The 17,906-nt window shown below is 40.5% G+C and carries 11 protein-coding genes; 8 read left to right on the top strand and 3 right to left on the bottom strand.

From position 1 onward, the window contains the following. Positions 1 to 302: 302 nt before the first annotated feature. Both asnS and pncB read right to left on the bottom strand, forming a co-directional pair. The gene (gene asnS, locus FVA69_RS14070) at positions 303 to 1,703 is read right to left on the bottom strand and encodes an asparagine--tRNA ligase (RefSeq protein ID WP_164528975.1); all 1,401 of its coding nucleotides are present in this window, start codon (positions 1,701 to 1,703) and stop codon (positions 303 to 305) included. 488 nt (positions 1,704 to 2,191) lie between these two features. After that, positions 2,192 to 3,406, bottom strand: a complete 1,215-nt coding sequence (pncB, locus tag FVA69_RS14065; RefSeq protein ID WP_164528974.1) for a nicotinate phosphoribosyltransferase — start codon at positions 3,404 to 3,406, stop codon at positions 2,192 to 2,194. 521 nt (positions 3,407 to 3,927) lie between these two features. Between pncB and pepN the strand changes: the two genes are divergently transcribed. The 3 genes from pepN (at position 3,928) to FVA69_RS14050 (ending at position 8,700) form a co-directional block, all read left to right on the top strand. Next, positions 3,928 to 6,546 (top strand): aminopeptidase N, encoded by a 2,619-nt coding sequence (pepN, locus tag FVA69_RS14060; RefSeq protein ID WP_164528973.1) that lies wholly within the window; start codon positions 3,928 to 3,930, stop codon positions 6,544 to 6,546. Positions 6,547 to 6,874: 328 nt separating this feature from the next. Beyond that, positions 6,875 to 7,885, top strand: a complete 1,011-nt coding sequence (pyrD, locus tag FVA69_RS14055) for a quinone-dependent dihydroorotate dehydrogenase (protein WP_109911326.1) — start codon at positions 6,875 to 6,877, stop codon at positions 7,883 to 7,885. A gap of 269 nt (positions 7,886 to 8,154) precedes the next feature. Beyond that, positions 8,155 to 8,700 (top strand): cell division protein ZapC, encoded by a 546-nt coding sequence (locus tag FVA69_RS14050; protein ID WP_004909622.1) that lies wholly within the window; start codon positions 8,155 to 8,157, stop codon positions 8,698 to 8,700. Between the two features lie 132 nt (positions 8,701 to 8,832). Here the strand turns inward: FVA69_RS14050 and FVA69_RS14045 are convergent, their stop codons facing one another. Further along, positions 8,833 to 9,948: a YcbX family protein gene (locus tag FVA69_RS14045; RefSeq protein ID WP_164528972.1), complete on the bottom strand. Its 1,116-nt coding sequence runs from the start codon at positions 9,946 to 9,948 to the stop codon at positions 8,833 to 8,835. A gap of 98 nt (positions 9,949 to 10,046) precedes the next feature. Between FVA69_RS14045 and rlmKL the strand changes: the two genes are divergently transcribed. The 5 genes from rlmKL to pqiC all read left to right on the top strand — a co-directional run bounded on the left by rlmKL (position 10,047) and on the right by pqiC (position 17,579). After that, positions 10,047 to 12,155, top strand: a complete 2,109-nt coding sequence (gene rlmKL, locus FVA69_RS14040; RefSeq protein WP_117162072.1) for a bifunctional 23S rRNA (guanine(2069)-N(7))-methyltransferase RlmK/23S rRNA (guanine(2445)-N(2))-methyltransferase RlmL — start codon at positions 10,047 to 10,049, stop codon at positions 12,153 to 12,155. Positions 12,156 to 12,166: 11 nt separating this feature from the next. Then, positions 12,167 to 14,074 (top strand): ABC transporter ATP-binding protein, encoded by a 1,908-nt coding sequence (locus tag FVA69_RS14035; protein ID WP_109911058.1) that lies wholly within the window; start codon positions 12,167 to 12,169, stop codon positions 14,072 to 14,074. Positions 14,075 to 14,152: 78 nt separating this feature from the next. Beyond that, positions 14,153 to 15,379 carry a membrane integrity-associated transporter subunit PqiA gene (pqiA, locus tag FVA69_RS14030; RefSeq protein WP_231136580.1) on the top strand — a complete coding sequence of 409 codons (1,227 nt, stop codon included), beginning with the start codon at positions 14,153 to 14,155 and terminating at the stop codon, positions 15,377 to 15,379. Continuing rightward, on the top strand, positions 15,376 to 17,025 hold the full coding sequence (gene pqiB / locus FVA69_RS14025; RefSeq protein WP_004909634.1) for an intermembrane transport protein PqiB: 1,650 nt from the start codon (positions 15,376 to 15,378) through the stop codon (positions 17,023 to 17,025). Before pqiA ends, pqiB begins: the two co-directional genes overlap by 4 nt. After that, the gene (pqiC, locus tag FVA69_RS14020; RefSeq protein WP_004909636.1) at positions 17,025 to 17,579 is read left to right on the top strand and encodes a membrane integrity-associated transporter subunit PqiC; all 555 of its coding nucleotides are present in this window, start codon (positions 17,025 to 17,027) and stop codon (positions 17,577 to 17,579) included. Before pqiB ends, pqiC begins: the two co-directional genes overlap by 1 nt. The last annotated feature ends 327 nt before the right edge of the window (positions 17,580 to 17,906 follow it).

The following is a 17,906-nucleotide window of genomic DNA, read 5'->3' as shown; positions in this document are numbered from 1 at the left end:
TTTTTCAAAAGACGAATTGAGTTTTTTTTGAGCAGTTTAGCGAGTGTAAAGCGGTTATTTATCACTAGTAAAAAGAGAATAGCGAGATTAAAAAGCAGATTATTCTTAGCACTAGCAGATTGCTGGCTGTTTACGGAGAATAATAAGGTGATAACGTAAAAATTGTGATCTGGTTATCATGTGGCTGCAATTCGATGTAACGAGATGAGATAGTTGTACAGCGAAAGTATATTAGGGCTGAAAAGTAACGGGCCAACATCAGCTGGCCCGTAAATTAGGGTATTAATACAGAAAAACCGTTATTAGAATGCTGCATTTCTTGGGGTACGTGGGAATGGAATCACTTCACGTACGTTACCGACACCAGTGACATAAGCCACTAAACGCTCAAAACCAAGGCCGAAACCTGAGTGAGGAACGGTGCCATAACGGCGCAGATCACGGTACCACCAGTAATCTTCTTTATTCATGCCCATTTCTTCAAGGCGGGCATCGAGCATATCAAGACGTTCTTCACGCTGTGATCCACCAATGATTTCGCCAATACCCGGTGCTAATACATCCATCGCAGCAACGGTTTTGCCATCTTCATTGAGGCGCATATAGAACGCTTTGATGTCTTTCGGGTAGTTTTTCACAACCACAGGGGCTTTAAAGTGTTGCTCAGCAAGGTAACGCTCATGCTCAGACGACATATCGACGCCCCAATAAACTGGGTTTTCGAATTTTTGACCACAAGTTTCTAGGATTTTAATGGCATCCGTGTAATCAACTTGTGCAAAGTCTGAGTTAACAAAGCTTTCTAAGCGGTTGATAACGTCTTTATCAACACGTTGTGCAAAGAATTCTAAGTCATCACGGCGTTCTTCAAGAGCGGCTTTGAAGGCGAATTTCAGCATTTTTTCTGCAAGGCCTGCGACATCGTCTAAAGAAGCAAAAGCAACTTCAGGTTCGACCATCCAGAATTCAGCTAAGTGACGGCTAGTATTTGAGTTTTCAGCACGGAAGGTTGGGCCGAAAGTGTAGACTTTGCTAATTGCTGTTGCGTAGGCTTCACCGTTCAGTTGGCCTGAAACAGTCAAGAAAGCTTCGCGGCCAAAGAAATCTTCGCTAAAGTCAACTTCACCTTTGTCATTACGTGGCAGGTTGTTGTAATCCAGCGTGGAAACACGGAACATTTCACCCGCGCCTTCGGTGTCTGACGCAGTGATCACTGGAGTTGAAACCCAGAAGTAGCCTTGTTCATCAAAGAAACGGTGGATAGCTTGTGCTAAAGTGTGGCGCACGCGCGCAACGGCACCAATTAAGTTAGTGCGCGGGCGCAAGTGGGCTGCTTCACGTAAGAACTCAATGCTGTGGCGTTTTGCTGCCATTGGGTAGGTGTCAGGGTCTTCAACCCAACCAACCACTTTAACGTTTGTGGCTTCAAGTTCAAATGATTGACCTTGGCCTGGGGATTCTTTTACGGTACCCGTAACTTCAACCGAACAACCCGTTGTGAGATGCAGGACTTCGTCATTATAATTAGGTAAATTATTATTAATGATAGCCTGTAACGGATTAAAGCAAGAACCGTCATAAACGGCGAGGAAAGAAAAACCAGCATTTGAATCTCTCCTTGTACGTACCCAGCCTTGAACGGTGACTTCTGTGCCTACCGCCACTCGGCCTTGCAGTACGTCGACTACAGGCGCTACTATCATATAATTCACTCTCTTCTATATAATGGTTAATCTTATGCATCTGCAACCCGTCATACTTCGAGCTGTAGGTGTGTTGGCTTCACAAACTGACCCTAGTCACATACTTATGTATGCTCCTAGGGCTCAATTTGCTAGCCGCCTTCCTACAACTCGAATTATTTAGGGTGTATTCCAACTTTCGTAATAGGAATATTCAACACCGAGTTCAAAGGCACAACAACATTGTTATTATGCGAATGGCGGATGAAGCAGATTAATAAGGCTTCTTCAATATTAAACCCATTTTTCAGGGGCCAAAGCTCTATGTTACTTGCCATTTGTTAGGAAACAAGTAAAAAATCGCGATAAAACATTTCTGTTGAAGCGAAGCATGGTTATTGAGCTTAAAAGCTATAGTAATAGTAAGTGAATAAAAGAAAAAGGGGGTTTTGAAGCTCTGGGCAAGAAAAGTGCAAATTCTTACTCAGAGCTAGGGAAAAGCGACTTAATTAGCTGGCTTTTTCCATTTTAGGTAGGTCAAACGCTTTTCTGAGTTGGTTGACGAACTCATCATCTTCACAAATGGTTTTGCCTGGGCTATCTGAGAGCTTAGCGACAGGCTTACCATTGCACTCGACGAGCTTAATCACAATATTCAACGGGGTTACATGTGGAATATTGCAGGTTAGACGAGTACCGATACCAAAAACAAGGTTAATCCGCTGATGAAAATAACGATATAACTCAAGTGCTTTTTGTAAGTCTAAGCTGTCAGAGAACACTAACGTTTTGCTCATCGGGTCAATACCCAATTTTTGGTAATGAGCGATGGCTTTTTCACCCCATTCGATCGGGTCCCCCGAATCATGACGCAACCCTTGGTAGCGGTTCGCAAAGTTAGCATCAAAATCACGCAAAAAGGCATCCATGGTGATACAGTCAGTTAATGCCACACCTAGGTGATTAGGGTATTCATCAAGCCAGCTCTGCAATGCCTCACGTTGGCTATTTGCTAACTCAGGGCTGATTTGTTGATGGGCTTGGAACCACTCATGGGCTTGTGTGCCAACAGGGGATAAATCTAATTCGTGTGCAAGTTTGTAATTGCTCGTCCCAACAAGATAAGGAAACTCTTGTTTAAGCATTGAAACAATGGCGGATTGTACGTCGTAGGAGAAACGGCGGCGCGTGCCAAAGTCCATGAGCTTAAAGTTAGACAAATCAAGTTGGTGTTCATCGGCTTGTTGATAGAAAACATTTAGCAGCTTTTTGAGTTGCTGAACAGCATCATCAGGATGAATGTTTGGGTGCCTATCTTTTTGGATGATTTCACTGACCAATGCAAGGAGCGGTACCTCCCACATAATCACTTCACGCCAAGGCCCACTGATGCGGATCGCTAACTGACCTTCATTTGTGGTACTGACAACGACTTGTTCTGGGTTAAAGCGGAATGACTTTAACCACATAAGATAGTCTTCTTGGAAGAAAGGTAAGCGGCGGAAAAAATTCAGCTCATCATCAGAAAGTGACAATTTAGCCATTAACTGAATTTGTTGCCTAATTTCATCGGCGTAAGCACCTAAGATCTCACTGCTACGACAGCGGAACTCAGCGACAACCGGTACCTGGTGGTAACGGTGGAAAACGGCCTGCTGCATATGAAGCTTGTAAGCATCGGTATCAAGCAGTGATGTAATAATTGGTGTAGCGTCTAAATTCATGGCACGCAGACATCCTCGCGGAGCTTATCTTTACCACTAATGCTATTCATTTTTACTCTTGTTTTCCAAAAAGTCACAATGAGATAAAAGCAGCAATAGTCGTTAGCTAAATCGTTAAAGTTGCAAAAGTATACCCACTTTAGCAAAAGATAGAAGTGTTATTCTATCTCTTGTTTTCAAGGAGCACGGCAACCTAAATTCGCGTATTGCCTTTCTGTATTACTATGAAATCAAATAAATACGTTTTATGTATATTCTGCCCATAGAAACAGACAAAAGCATTAATCACGAAAAGATACTAACACGCCATAAAATATTTAATAGTGCTATAGCACCAACAAACAAACGAATTTTTAACAAAGTTAAGTAGGGTGAGACATACAAAGCTAACATAGCCATAAAAATAGATAACATTTTTTGATGAAAATGTTTCTCAAATCCATTCACATTATTGTGGCTTATAGTATTGTATAAGTATTAAAGCAGTACGATATTGAATATAACGAATTAAAAGGTTACTTATGACCCAGTTAAGACAAGCGAAATATCGTCAGGATTATCAAGCACCTGATTACACAATTACAGAAATTGACCTCGATTTTAATCTTGACCCAGTGAAGACAGTGGTTACCGCAGTAAGCAAGGTAAAACGCCTTAATCCGCAATCTTCAACGCTTGAACTCAATGGCGAAGATTTATCGTTAGTCAGCCTCGAAGTCGATGGCAAAGCATGGCAGGACTATAAAGAATCTGAAGGTAAATTGATTATTGAGTCATTACCTGAATCATTCACACTACGGATTGTGAATGAAATTAGTCCTGAAAAAAATACAGCGCTAGAAGGGCTATATGTTTCAGGTGAGGCGCTATGCACACAATGTGAAGCGGAAGGTTTTCGCCATATTACCTATTACCAAGACCGACCAGATGTGCTGGCTCGTTATACCACCTCAATTACAGCAGATAAATCACGTTATCCTTATTTACTGTCAAATGGTAACCGTATCGCAGAAGGTGAGTTAGAAGATGGTCGCCATTGGGTTAAGTGGGAAGACCCATTCCCGAAACCAAGTTATTTATTTGCCTTAGTAGCAGGCGATTTTGACGTTTTAAAAGACAGCTTTGTGACTCGTAGTGGCCGTGAAGTTGCGTTAGAACTTTTTGTCGATAAAGGCAATTTAGACCGTGCTCCTTGGGCAATGCAGTCCCTGAAAAATGCCATGAAATGGGATGAAGAACGCTTTGGTTTAGAGTATGACCTTGATATCTATATGATTGTTGCCGTTGATTTCTTCAACATGGGAGCAATGGAAAATAAAGGGCTGAATGTCTTTAACTCTAAATATGTTTTAGCTAAAAGCGAAACCGCGACGGATAAAGATTATTTGAATATCGAATCTGTGATTGGACATGAATATTTCCATAATTGGACAGGAAACCGTATTACTTGTCGTGACTGGTTTCAATTAAGCCTAAAAGAAGGGTTAACCGTTTTTCGCGATCAAGAATTTAGCTCTGATTTAGGCTCCCGCTCAGTTAACCGTATTAACAATGTCAAAGTGATGCGTTCAGCCCAGTTTGCTGAGGATGCAAGCCCAATGGCGCACCCGATCCGTCCTGACAAAGTCATTGAAATGAACAATTTCTATACCTTAACGGTGTATGAAAAAGGTTCTGAAGTTATTCGCATGATCCATACACTGCTCGGTGAGGAAATGTTCCAAGCGGGAATACAACTTTATGTTCATCGCCATGATGGCAGTGCGGCAACCTGTGACGATTTTGTGCAGGCGATGGAAGATGCATCAAATGTTGATTTATCACTATTTCGTCGTTGGTATAGCCAATCAGGGACACCAGTTTTAACTGTACGTGATGAATATTCACCAGAAAAACAGCAATATACCCTACATGTTAGCCAAATGACGCCACCTACAGCAGATCAAGCTGAAAAGAAACCATTGCATATCCCATTGGATATTGAGCTCTATGATGAGCAAGGTGGCATTATTACGCTAAAACGTGATGGCAGTGTTGTAAATTCAGTGCTAAACATTACGCAAGAAACTCAAACGTTTGTATTTGATGAGGTGACAAGACGTCCAGTTCCATCCTTATTACGTGAGTTTTCAGCCCCTGTAAAATTAGATTACAACTACACGGATGAGCAATTAGCTTTCTTGATGCAGCATGCAAGCAATGAATTTGCTCGTTGGGATGCCGCGCAGCAACTAATTAATAATTATGTAAAAATTAACGTGGCTCATTATCAAAACGGCGAGGCATTAGTTTTGCCTGAGTCGGTGGTTGATGCTTTCCGTGGGGTATTATTAAGTGATTCGATTGATCCTGCGTTAGTCGCATTGATATTAACATTACCTTCCGAAAATGAGCTTGCCGAATTATTTACGGTTATCGACCCTGTCGCAATCCATGAAGTGGTGAACTTTATCCATCATCAATTAGCGGTAGAAATGCATGATGAACTTCTCTCTGTTTATCGTTCCATTAATATTGATGGCTATCGTGTTGATCACCAAGATATTGCTAAACGCTCATTGCGTAACATTTGCCTGCAATACTTAGCCGCGGGTGACGATAGCGAGCTGGCGAACAAATTAGTGCTGGAACAATACCAATCAGCCGATAACATGACGGATTCGCTGGCTGCATTGACCGCAGCAAATGAATCACAGTTAGCTTGTAAAGATCAGTTAATGGCAGACTTTGATGAGCGTTGGCACCATGACGGGTTAGTTATGGATAAGTGGTTTACATTACAAGGCGCAAATCCAGCGAAAGAGGCCCTTACCAATGTACGTGAATTATTGAATCACCGTTCATTTAGTATGAGCAATCCTAACCGTGTTCGCTCACTTGTTGGTGCCTTCACTGCAGGGAATCCAGTTAATTTCCATGCAGAAGATAGCAGTGGTTATCAATTCTTGTATGAAATTTTAGTCGATCTGAATACGCGTAATCCACAGGTAGCATCAAGACTGATTGAGCCGTTGATCCGTTTAAAACGTTATGATGCAAAGCGCCAAGCACAGATGCGCAAAGTGCTTGAACAGTTAAAAGCGCTTGATAACCTTTCTGGTGATCTATTTGAAAAAATAACCAAAGCGTTAGAAAGCTAGTTTATATATAGCTAGCCAATTATTGGTTTTAATAAGCCGCTAAAATTTAATTTAGCGGCTTATTATTGTTTATGACAAAAGTGGAATATTAAATGAGAGATAACTCTCATAAAATGGTTGTTTTTCTCCCGAAACCCCAGACAAATGCATTTTTATTGATTTTTTCGTGGTAAAAGGGCAATAAGATAGGGTAATCTGTAGCGCGTTTTATCCGACGAAAAAATCGCATGTATGAATGAAAGCTCGGCAAATTGTATTTGGCGGGGTTTTAGCGTGCGACATGATGTCTACTCTATTGAAACGTACTAGTAAAAATAGGTTATTGGATATGCTATATCACCTTGCCCGCAAGGCACTATTCCAGTTCGACCCCGAAAAAGCGCATGAATTGACTTTTCGCCAGCTTCAACGTTTGAATCATTCCCCTTTCCAATGTCTTATTCGCCAATCAGTTGCCACTAAGCCCGTTCAATGTATGGGGCTTTCCTTCAAAAACCCACTAGGGCTTGCTGCGGGTTTAGATAAAGATGGTGAATGTATTGATGCATTTGGCGCAATGGGTTTTGGGTTTATAGAAATTGGTACAGTAACTCCTCGTCCCCAATCTGGTAATGATAAACCGCGGTTATTTCGACTTGTAGAAGCTGAAGGTTTAATTAACCGGATGGGCTTTAATAATAAAGGTGTCGATAACCTTGTCGAGAACGTCAAGAAATCGAATTACGGTGGGGTCATTGGAATCAATATAGGTAAAAATAAAGATACGCCTGTTGAACAAGGTAAAGATGATTATTTAATTTGCATGGATAAGGTCTATGCTCATGCAGGTTATATTGCTATTAATATCTCCTCACCAAATACGCCAGGGTTACGTACATTACAATATGGCGAAGCGCTGGATGATTTATTAAGTAGCATAAAAGCAAAACAACTGGAATTACAATTACAGTACCAAAAATATGTGCCTGTTGCTGTAAAGGTTGCGCCTGATTTATCTGAAGAGGAAATTATCCAAGTTTCAGATAGCCTAGTCAGACATAATATCGATGGCGTTATTGCAACGAATACCACGTTAGATCGTTCTTTGGTTCAAGGGATAAATCATTGCAATGAAGCAGGTGGATTAAGCGGTCGTCCTGTACAATTAAAAAGCACACAAGTTATTAAGATTATTTCGCGTGAATTAAATGGCAAACTGCCAATAATTGGAGTGGGTGGAATTGATTCCCTTACTGCAGCACGTGAAAAAATGGAAGCGGGTGCCTCTTTAATTCAAATTTATTCTGGTTTTATTTACCATGGGCCAAAATTAATTAAAGATATTGTTAATCATATCTAGTAATAAATTGTAAATTTACCTATCAAGGGGGTTTATTTATTCCCCCTTTTAAACTATATTGCTAATAGTGGCTATTTTTGTATCAAATTGAACTCAATTTTTAGTAGATTTGCTATTTAGATAACAATATTATCCGGGTATTTCTAACGTATCTTATTTAGTAGATCCAATTTTTAGCATATAAAAATAAGCCCTAGAGTAAATTTAGAAAGGATCACTATAGAGATCATTTCTGCTATATTTACCGGTAAATCGCTAAAGGGTCGTTTATGAATATTAAACCTGATGATCATTGGCGTTGGTATTTTGATCATGACCATAATAGGGTGATGTTAGATCTCGCCAACGGCATGATATTTCGTTCATGTTTTCCTGCTAAGATGCTAACGGTTTTTGCTCGTAATGAGATGCCATTTAGTATCGAAGATGCAGGTGAATATTATTTATTCGATGAGCAGGCTAAAAGATTAAATATTACTCAAGAAGAAAGAGCTGAATTAGTCTTAAATAGCTTAGTTGCTTTTCGTTTTTTAAAACCACAGATGCCAAAGAGTTGGTATTTTTCTTCATTTCACTATATTAATGAACCTAAGCAGGGGCAAATAATTCAAGTGTGTTTAGAAAATACAAACCAGTACTTCACATTTATTATTGCTGAAGCTGGCCCATCTGCGAGTTTATGTTTATTAGCAGAACCAATCTTAGAATTACCCGATCGAACTTTACGGTTTTGCGATCCAATTAAGATCATGAACGATCGCATGCTTGAATATTCATCTAAAGTTAAACGTCAATTATATGGTAATGCTATTTAAATGATCGGCAAAGATCTAGTGAAAAATAGTTAAATAAATAGGTTTCTTTGCTAATTTAATTAATCTAGTTTTGAGTGTTTAACACCATCTGAGAATTACTCCGCTGATGGTGTTAAAAAGCAAAACCAACATTTAGTTAAACGCTAATTTAACCGCTGTTTTTGGGATACAGCTGCAGGCGAGTATGTAACCGTTTTCTTTGATGGCACTTTGTTTTAATGGAGTGACTTCCCCAGAAATAAGCTTAATTTTACAGCGACCACAAATACCTGCTCGACACGAATAAGGGATAGTTAAACCATGGGATTCTAATTGTTCAAGGATCACATTTTGGTTATCACCTGTATATTCTGTTTCCTCAAAAACTAAACTGACATTATTGGCTTGAGTATTTAATTTATTAGCTGCTAGGTCATTTTCCCGCTCTTGAACTAAATATTGTTTTGCAGGTTTAGTTTCTAATACCGTCAGGGTATCACCAACACGAATAACACCTGTATTTTTGATAATCACATTTTGGCCAAAATCGACATCGCCGGTTTCATCTGAACGGAAGGTTTGTAGTGTTGCAAGTGGTTCACTGTGGGGGTGTTTAATCCCTTTTTCTGGGCTAACAGTCGTTAAAATGCATCGGCTACATGGCCTATCTAATGTAAAGACGACATCACCAATTTGAATAGTTTTCCATGTATCTTCTTCAAACGGCTTGGCGCCAGTAATAATTAAGTTGCCACGAAACTGTTCTAATTTAATACTGGCAGGGCATCGACGTTGCAGGTCTTGGACAGAAGCTTCGTTGATCAGTAAAAAGGGATAGCCGTCAGCAAAAGACATTGGCACATCTTGGTATTCTTTGACGCGGCGAGAAAGCTGAGGACTAAGCCAGCGTAGTTGTACAGGTTCGTCAAAAAAGCTAGTTAACCAACTATTTATCGCTTCAGGGGCAATAAGTGCGTGAAAATGATTGCCCCAAACTTCAGTAGGGCTCTGTTTCTCATCAAAGTCCTGATACAATACTGTTGCACTTTCGCCATTTGGTGCTCGCAAGTGAAGACCATTATTGAGCATTACCGGTGTAAAAAGTAACATTTGTGGATATTTTCTCGCCGTAATAAATTTACCTTCCAGCGTGGTTACCATAAAATTACGATCAAAAGTCAAACCGCTAATATCAGCGAAGGCGTGGGATAAACGAACTCCTCGCATAGATTTAACTGGGTGTGTATAAAGGCGCGAAAGCGTTATCATTTTTTAATCCTTATAATTGTGCGTAGCAACTTTATGACAACTGCATAAGATTAGCTATAATGCGCAACAATTTTTCATCCAAATTGGTAATAAATACTATGAATTCTCTGTTTGCCAGCACAGCTCGCGGCCTTGAAGAACTACTGAAAACGGAATTAGAATCGCTTGGCGCTAGCCAATGCAAAGTGGCCCAGGGGGGTGTCTATTTTCAGGCCGACGAACGTGTTATGTACCAAAGCCTACTGTGGAGTCGGCTGGCATCGCGTATTTTATTGCCACTGAATGATTTTGACGTCTACAGTGACTTAGATTTGTATCTTGGTGTGCAAGCTATCGACTGGAGTGAGATTTTCTCCGTCAATGATACCTTTGTTGTTCATTTTACAGGGACTAACGAAGAAATTCGCAACAGCCAATACGGTGCATTGAAAGTTAAAGATGCTATCGTAGACAGCTTCGTACGTAAGCTTGATCAGCGCCCTGATGTCGCTCGCCAGCAAGCAGATATTCGTATCAACGTCTACCTTAATAAAGAAAGAGCCAGTGTGGCACTCGATTTAAGTGGTGACTCGCTACATATACGTGGCTACCGTGATTTGGCAGGCCAAGCGCCCTTAAAAGAGACACTGGCAGCAGCAATTATTAACCGTTCTGGTTGGCAACAAGGAACACCATTGGTCGATCCGATGTGCGGTTCAGGAACACTGTTAATTGAAGCTGCAATGATGGCAACAGATAAAGCCCCGGGATTACACCGTACTCATTGGGGCTTTTATGCATGGTCGAAATTTAACGCGGAACTTTGGCGTGAATTAACCACAGAAGCGCAAGTTCGTTTCCGCCAAGGTTTGAAAGAGACGACATCACGTTTTTATGGTTTTGATATTGATAAGCGTGTACTTGAAATGGCTCGTGCGAACGCGCGTCGTGCAGGGTTACAAGACTTAATCACCTTTAAGCAAGGTGATGCCGCAGCATTGGAAAACCCAGTTAACACCGATACGATAGGAACAATTATCAGTAACCCGCCTTATGGTGAGCGTTTAGAAAGTGAGCCTGCTTTAATTGCGCTACATAGCCAATTAGGGCGTATCGTGAAGGCTCGCTTCCCTGGGTGGCGTTTATCGATTTTTAGTGCTTCTCCTGAGTTACTTAGCTGTTTGCAACTGCGTTCAGAGCGTGAATTTAAGGCCAAGAATGGTCCTTTAGATTGCATTCAAAAGAATTATCAATTAGCGGCTACACCGTCAGAAACTATCGCGGAAATTTCACCTGATTTTGCAAATCGTTTACGTAAAAATATCAAGAAATTAAATAAATGGGCAAAACAACAAGGTATTGATAGTTACCGTGTTTATGATGCGGATTTACCTGAATACAATGTTGCGGTTGATATTTATGGCGATAAAGTGGTGATTCAAGAATATGCACCACCAAAAACCGTTGATGAACGCAAAGCGCGTCAACGCTTATTTGATGTGATCACTGCAACAATGAATGTGCTAGAACTGACATCGAATCAGCTAGTGTTAAAAACACGCCAGCGCCAAAAAGGTAAGCAGCAATATGAGAAATTAGCCCAAAAAGACGATTTCTTTTTAGTACAAGAATACAATGCAAAAATGTTGGTGAATTTGACGGACTATCTAGATACGGGGTTATTCCTTGACCATCGTATTGCCCGTAAAATGTTAGGCCAAATGAGTAAAGATGCGGATTTCCTAAACTTGTTCTGTTATACCGGTACTGCCACTGTGCATGCAGGGCTTGGTGGCGCGAAAAGCACCACTTCCGTCGATATGTCACGTACTTATCTTGAGTGGGCTGAAAAAAACCTACAAGCGAATGGGCTAACAGGTCGTCAGCATCGTTTAATTCAAGCGGATTGCTTGAGTTGGCTGGCAAATAGCCGGGAGCAATTTGATTTGATCTTTATTGATCCGCCAACATTTTCAAATTCAAAACGCATGGATGGTACATTTGATGTACAACGGGATCATATCCAATTGATTACCCATCTAAAACGGTTATTGCGCCGTGGTGGAACCGTGATGTTTTCTAATAACAAACGCGGTTTCAAAATGGATCTTGAAGCAATTAAAGAATTAGGATTACAAGCACAAGAAATCACAGCTAAAACACTGTCAGAAGATTTTGCTCGTAACCGTCAAATACATAACTGCTGGTTAATTAGCCACGCAGAGTAAGGATAGAATCAATGGCTTTAATTAATTTGTCGGGTGCATACCTTTCGTTTAGTGATGCCCCATTACTGGATAATACCGAAATTCATATCGAAGATAACGAACGTGTGTGTTTAGTTGGTCGCAATGGTGCGGGTAAATCGACATTAATGCGAGTGTTAACGAAAGAGCAGCCGTTGGATGATGGCCAGTTAATTTACGAGCAAGACTTGATTGTTGCTCGCTTACAGCAAGATCCACCGCGTAATATTGAAGGCACTATTTTTGATTTTGTGGCTGAAGGCGTTGCAGAACAAGCTCAGTACCTCAAAGATTATCACCATGTTGCGAAAGAGGTCGAAACTGACCCGAGCGAGAAAAATTTAAATAAATTAGCTGAATTGCAAGAGGTGTTGGATAACCGTAATTTATGGTTATTAGACTCTCGTATCAGTGATGTCCTGAAAAAACTCGGTTTACCTGCGGATGCAGAACTGTCTTCATTATCAGGTGGTTGGTTACGTAAAGCGGCTTTGGGCCGTGCGTTAGTGAGTAACCCGAGAGTATTATTTTTAGATGAGCCAACCAACCACTTAGATATTGAAACAATTCTTTGGCTGGAAAATTTCTTAAAAGATTTCCAAGGTAGTATCGTATTTATTTCCCATGACCGTTCATTTATCCGCAATATGGCAACCCGTATTATTGATTTAGACCGTGGGCAATTGTCTTCTTGGCCGGGTAATTATGATGACTACTTGGTGAACAAAGAAGAAGCTTTGCGTGTTGAAGAGATGCAAAATGCAGAATTCGACCGTAAATTAGCCCAAGAAGAGACGTGGATCCGCCAAGGTATTAAAGCGCGTCGTACTCGTAATGAAGGGCGTGTTCGTGCACTGAAAGCGCTACGCGTAGAGCGTTCAGAGCGTCGTGAAGTGATGGGCACAGCGAAAATGCAAGTCGGTGAAGCAGCTCGTTCTGGCAAAATTGTATTTGAAATGGAAAATGTGAATTACCAGATTGATAATAAAGTACTGGTAAAAGATTTTTCAGCTCAAGTATTACGTGGTGATAAAATCGCTTTAGTTGGGCCAAATGGTTGTGGTAAAACAACATTGTTGCGCTTAATGCTAGGGGATTTACAAGCAGACAGCGGACGAGTGCATTGTGGTACTAAGTTGGAAGTTGCTTATTTCGACCAGCATCGTGCGGCATTAGACCCAGATAAAACCGTGATGGATAACTTGGCAGAAGGCAAACAAGAAGTCATGGTAAATGGTAAGCCACGCCATGTTCTAGGCTATTTGCAAGATTTTATGTTCCCACCAAAACGTGCGATGACACCTGTTCGAGCACTTTCAGGCGGTGAGCGTAACCGGTTACTGCTCGCGCGTTTATTCCTAAAACCAAGTAACTTATTGATCCTCGATGAACCGACTAACGACCTTGATGTCGAAACTTTAGAGTTACTTGAAGAATTAGTTGATGGTTACCAAGGAACGGTTTTACTGGTTAGCCATGACCGAGAATTTGTCGATAACAGCGTGACAGAGTGTTGGATCTTCGAAGGTAATGGGGTTATTAACCGTTTTGCTGGTGGGTATTACGATGCTCAACAGCAAAAAGCACAAACCGTGAGTTTGAAAGCAGAACAAACGGGTAAAGTGGCTAGCCAAGATAAGCAGACGAAATCGAAAGAAACGGTAAAACGTTCAAATAAGCTCAGTTACAATTTATTACGTGAATTGGAACAATTACCAGCAAAATTGGAACAACTTGAAAGTGAAATTGAAGCGCTGCAAGCTCAAGTTGGTGATGCTGATTTTTTCAACCAACCACATGATGTAACAGAAAAAACGCTGAGTCAGTTAGCGGCAAAAGAAGCTGAGTTAGAGCAAGCGTTTGACCGTTGGCAAGAGCTTGAATTGCTGAAAAACGGCTAATTACGTTTTAATTAAAGGAGCAAATACACTTTGTGCAACCATGAGTCTCATGAACATGTGCTTTGTCCTCAGTGTGACATGTTGGTTGCAGTCCCTGAATTGGAGCAAGGGAGCAAGGCAACGTGTCCACGCTGCGAGACCACATTGGTCTCAAAGTGGCGATATCCGTATAAGCAGCCAGCAGCATATGCCTTCAGTGCATTAATTATGCTGTTTGTTGCCTGCTTATTCCCCTTTGTTAAGATGGGGGCCGCAGGGATTGAAAATGAAATTTCGTTATTTCAAATAATTGAAATTATAGCAACCACACGTTATAGCGGTCTGGCACTCTTTTTTCTATTTTTTTCATTGATTATTCCTGCATTTTGCATGATCACAATTATTCTTTTAGGGTTACAAGTTCATATTCCTAAAAGTATCAAAGTGGTGATAACCCGCATTTTGTTCCAAATGAAAGCGTGGTGTATGGCTGAGATTTTTTTAGCGGGGGTCTTAGTCAGTTTTGTTAAATTGATAGCTTACGGTGATATTGGCATCGGGTTAAGCTTTTTACCTTATTGCGCGTATTGCATGCTACAAGTAAGGGCTTTTCAATGCTTAGATCGCCATTGGCTGTGGAACCGAATTGAAGCGGCTCCGAAGCTAGATAGGCGGTTAATCGTGGGCCAGACAGGTATTAAGCAAGATGTACGTTTATGCCTAGTGTGTACGGCGATTTTACCTGCCGAACAATCAAAATGTCCACGTTGTCACTCCCATGGTAGTGTACGAAAAAACCAAAGTTTACAATGGACTTTGGCGCTTTTAGTCACATCAATTATGTTGTATATCCCTGCTAATGTGTTGCCAATGATGACTACTAATACATTGGGAACGGCATTAAATTCGACCATTATTGATGGTGTGATTTTGTTGTGGGAAGACGGGTCATATCCTGTTGCCATGGTGATTTTTGTGGCCAGTATCATGGTACCTACATTGAAAATGATAGGAATTGCGTGGCTTTGCCTAGATTCTAAAGGGTACGGTAATCGCGACCCGCATCGTATGCACTTTATTTATGAGCTGGTGGAATATGTCGGCCGTTGGTCAATGATAGATGTGTTTGTTATCACTATTTTAGCCTCTTTGGTTCAAATGGGGCAATTGATGAATATTGTCCCTGCAATGGGGATTATTTTCTTTGGTGTGGTTGTTATTCTCACAATGTTTGCAGCGATGACCTTTGACCCTAGATTAACATGGGATCGCTGTGAAAGAAAAAATGAAGTAAATACTGTTGAACAAGAAGGAGTCATCGGGTGACTGATAAAGAAACACCACAGGCCAATGCCAAAATTAGCAAGCTAAAAAGTTGGTCGCCTGTATGGGTGATCCCAATAGTGACGCTCTTGCTTGGTGCTTGGGTCTTATTTTACCACTTTAGCAACCAAGGCCCAGAAGTGACATTAATCACTTACAATGCTGAAGGAATAGAAGCGGGTAAAACGAAAATTAAAAGTCGCAGCGTTGATATTGGCGTTGTGGAAAGCGTGACACTCGATGATAATTTTAGTCGAGTGATCATTAAAGCGCGCTTGAACAATGAAATGAAAGAGTTGCTACGTACCGATTCCGCGTTTTGGATTGTAAAACCGACAATCGGTCGTGATGGTGTCACTGGGCTGGGCACATTACTTTCAGGTGCTTATATTGAGCTTCAACCGGGGTTAGCGGCAAAAGAGCATTTCGAGTTCACTCTGTTGGATACCCCTCCTCTTGCATCACCAGATGCTAAGGGCATTCGTGTGGTACTGGTGAGTGATAAAGCAGGGCAATTAAACCCAGGTGACCCTGTATTATTCCGTGGTTACCGAGTCGGTTCTGTTGAAACTAGCAACTTTGATATGGATAAGCGTGATATGCGCTACCAATTATTTATCAATGCGCCGTATGATAAATTAATTAGTTCAAATGTACGTTTCTGGAAAGACAGTGGTATTGCTTTTGATATGTCATCCCAAGGTGTTCACGTTGAAATGGGCTCAATTGCTACACTGCTTACTGGTGGTGTGAGTTTTGATGTTCCAACGGGATGGGTTCCAGGTGCAAATGTGAAGGAAAATACGGAATTTCAACTGTTTGACAACCAAAGCAGTATTCAAAACTCTTTGTATACACAGTATCAAGATTTTGTCTTATTTTTCTCCGACTCAGTGCGAGGCTTGCAACCAGGCGCGCCGGTCGAGTTCCGGGGTATTCGTTTAGGTACTGTTGCACAAGTGCCTTTTTATACGGAAGGTTTAGACCAATCTCTGGATAATGACTTTAGAATTCCTGTTTTGATTCATATTGAGCCAGAACGTTTCTCTAAAGATGTTGGCAAGAATTTTAATTTAAAAAATGAATTAAATTTAGCATTGAAAGATGGCTTGAGAGCATCATTAAAATCAGGAAATTTACTAACTGGCGCATTATTTGTTGACTTAGATTTTGTGCAAAATGCAGAGCCTTATAAAGGCCCAATGGTGGTTGCTGGCTATAAAATTATCCCAACAACCAGTGCAGGGTTAGCGCAAATTCAACAAAAAGTCATTGCAGTGTTAGATAAAATTAACAATATGCCAATTGAACCGATGCTTAATCAAACCACACAAACATTGGCAGAAGGGCAAAAAGTTGTTAAAGAGGCTAATGCTATGTTAGCTCAGCTCAACAAAGTGATGGCGAGTAAAGAGTTCCAGAATTTACCTCATGACTTGCAAAAAACACTGCAAGAAATGAACCGAGCAATGCAAGGTTTCCAACCTGGTTCACCAGCTTATAATAAAATGGTGGATAACATGCAACGTTTAGACCAAGTATTGAGAGAAGTTCAGCCACTTTTACGTACCTTGAATAATAAGAGTAATGCACTAGTTTTTGAAGCTGAACCCACGAAGGATGTTGAGCCTAAAGGAGTGAAAAAATAATGAGATATTTATTATCGATATTTGTTTTGTTATTGGCGGCTTGTAGTAGTACTCCAGAGAAAAAGTACTACCAATTGCCAATGAAAACTCCTCAGACACAATCTGCAGAGGTGATGGATAAAGGCCAAGTATGGTTGCAGCGTATTATGTTATCGGATGTACTGACGTCAAATGGTATTACCTACCAAACGACAGATGTCAGTTATACCAATGCAAGTACCCACTTATGGGCTAGCCCATTAGAGCAACAACTTGGGCAGTCGATGGTGAGTGAATTATCTGCAGCATTACCTGAAAAATTGGTATCGTTGCAGCCATTACAGAACTCACCGGATACACTTGATATCACTTTAACGGCCTTTAATGGGCGGTATGACGGGAAAGTATTAGTGCAAGGTTTCTGGACTTACTCTCATGATAACAACGTGATCCGCCGTAATTTTGATGTACAGTTAGATCAAAATGAAGATGGCTATCCAGAGTTAGTCCGTACGTTATCGATGGGTTGGCAGCAAGTGGCTGAGAGTATTGCGAAAGAAATAGATAAATACTAGTTATTGGCAACTATTTAAGTAAATTATATTAAATGCACCTTGAATATATGTGGTTTTATATATTTCAGGTGCATTATTATTTTTATCAAATATAGATATTCTTTTAATTTATATATTAGTGAATAATAACTTTTTTTATTCGCTAATATTATGATAAATAAAAGAATGTTTTTATTTTAAATTTAAATCAATGAGTTATATTAATTGCCACATACAAGTCACATTTATGCTATTTATGACAAATATATGAAAATCTTTACTTGATTTTTTTATCAACGGGCGCTATTTCTATAGAGTACCTATTAAAAAATAGTAGGTGCTGTTTTC

This window comes from Providencia sp. PROV004, assembly GCF_011045615.1.
Lineage (GTDB): Bacteria > Pseudomonadota > Gammaproteobacteria > Enterobacterales > Enterobacteriaceae > Providencia > Providencia rettgeri.
This window is presented reverse-complemented; position numbering and strand designations above follow the sequence as displayed.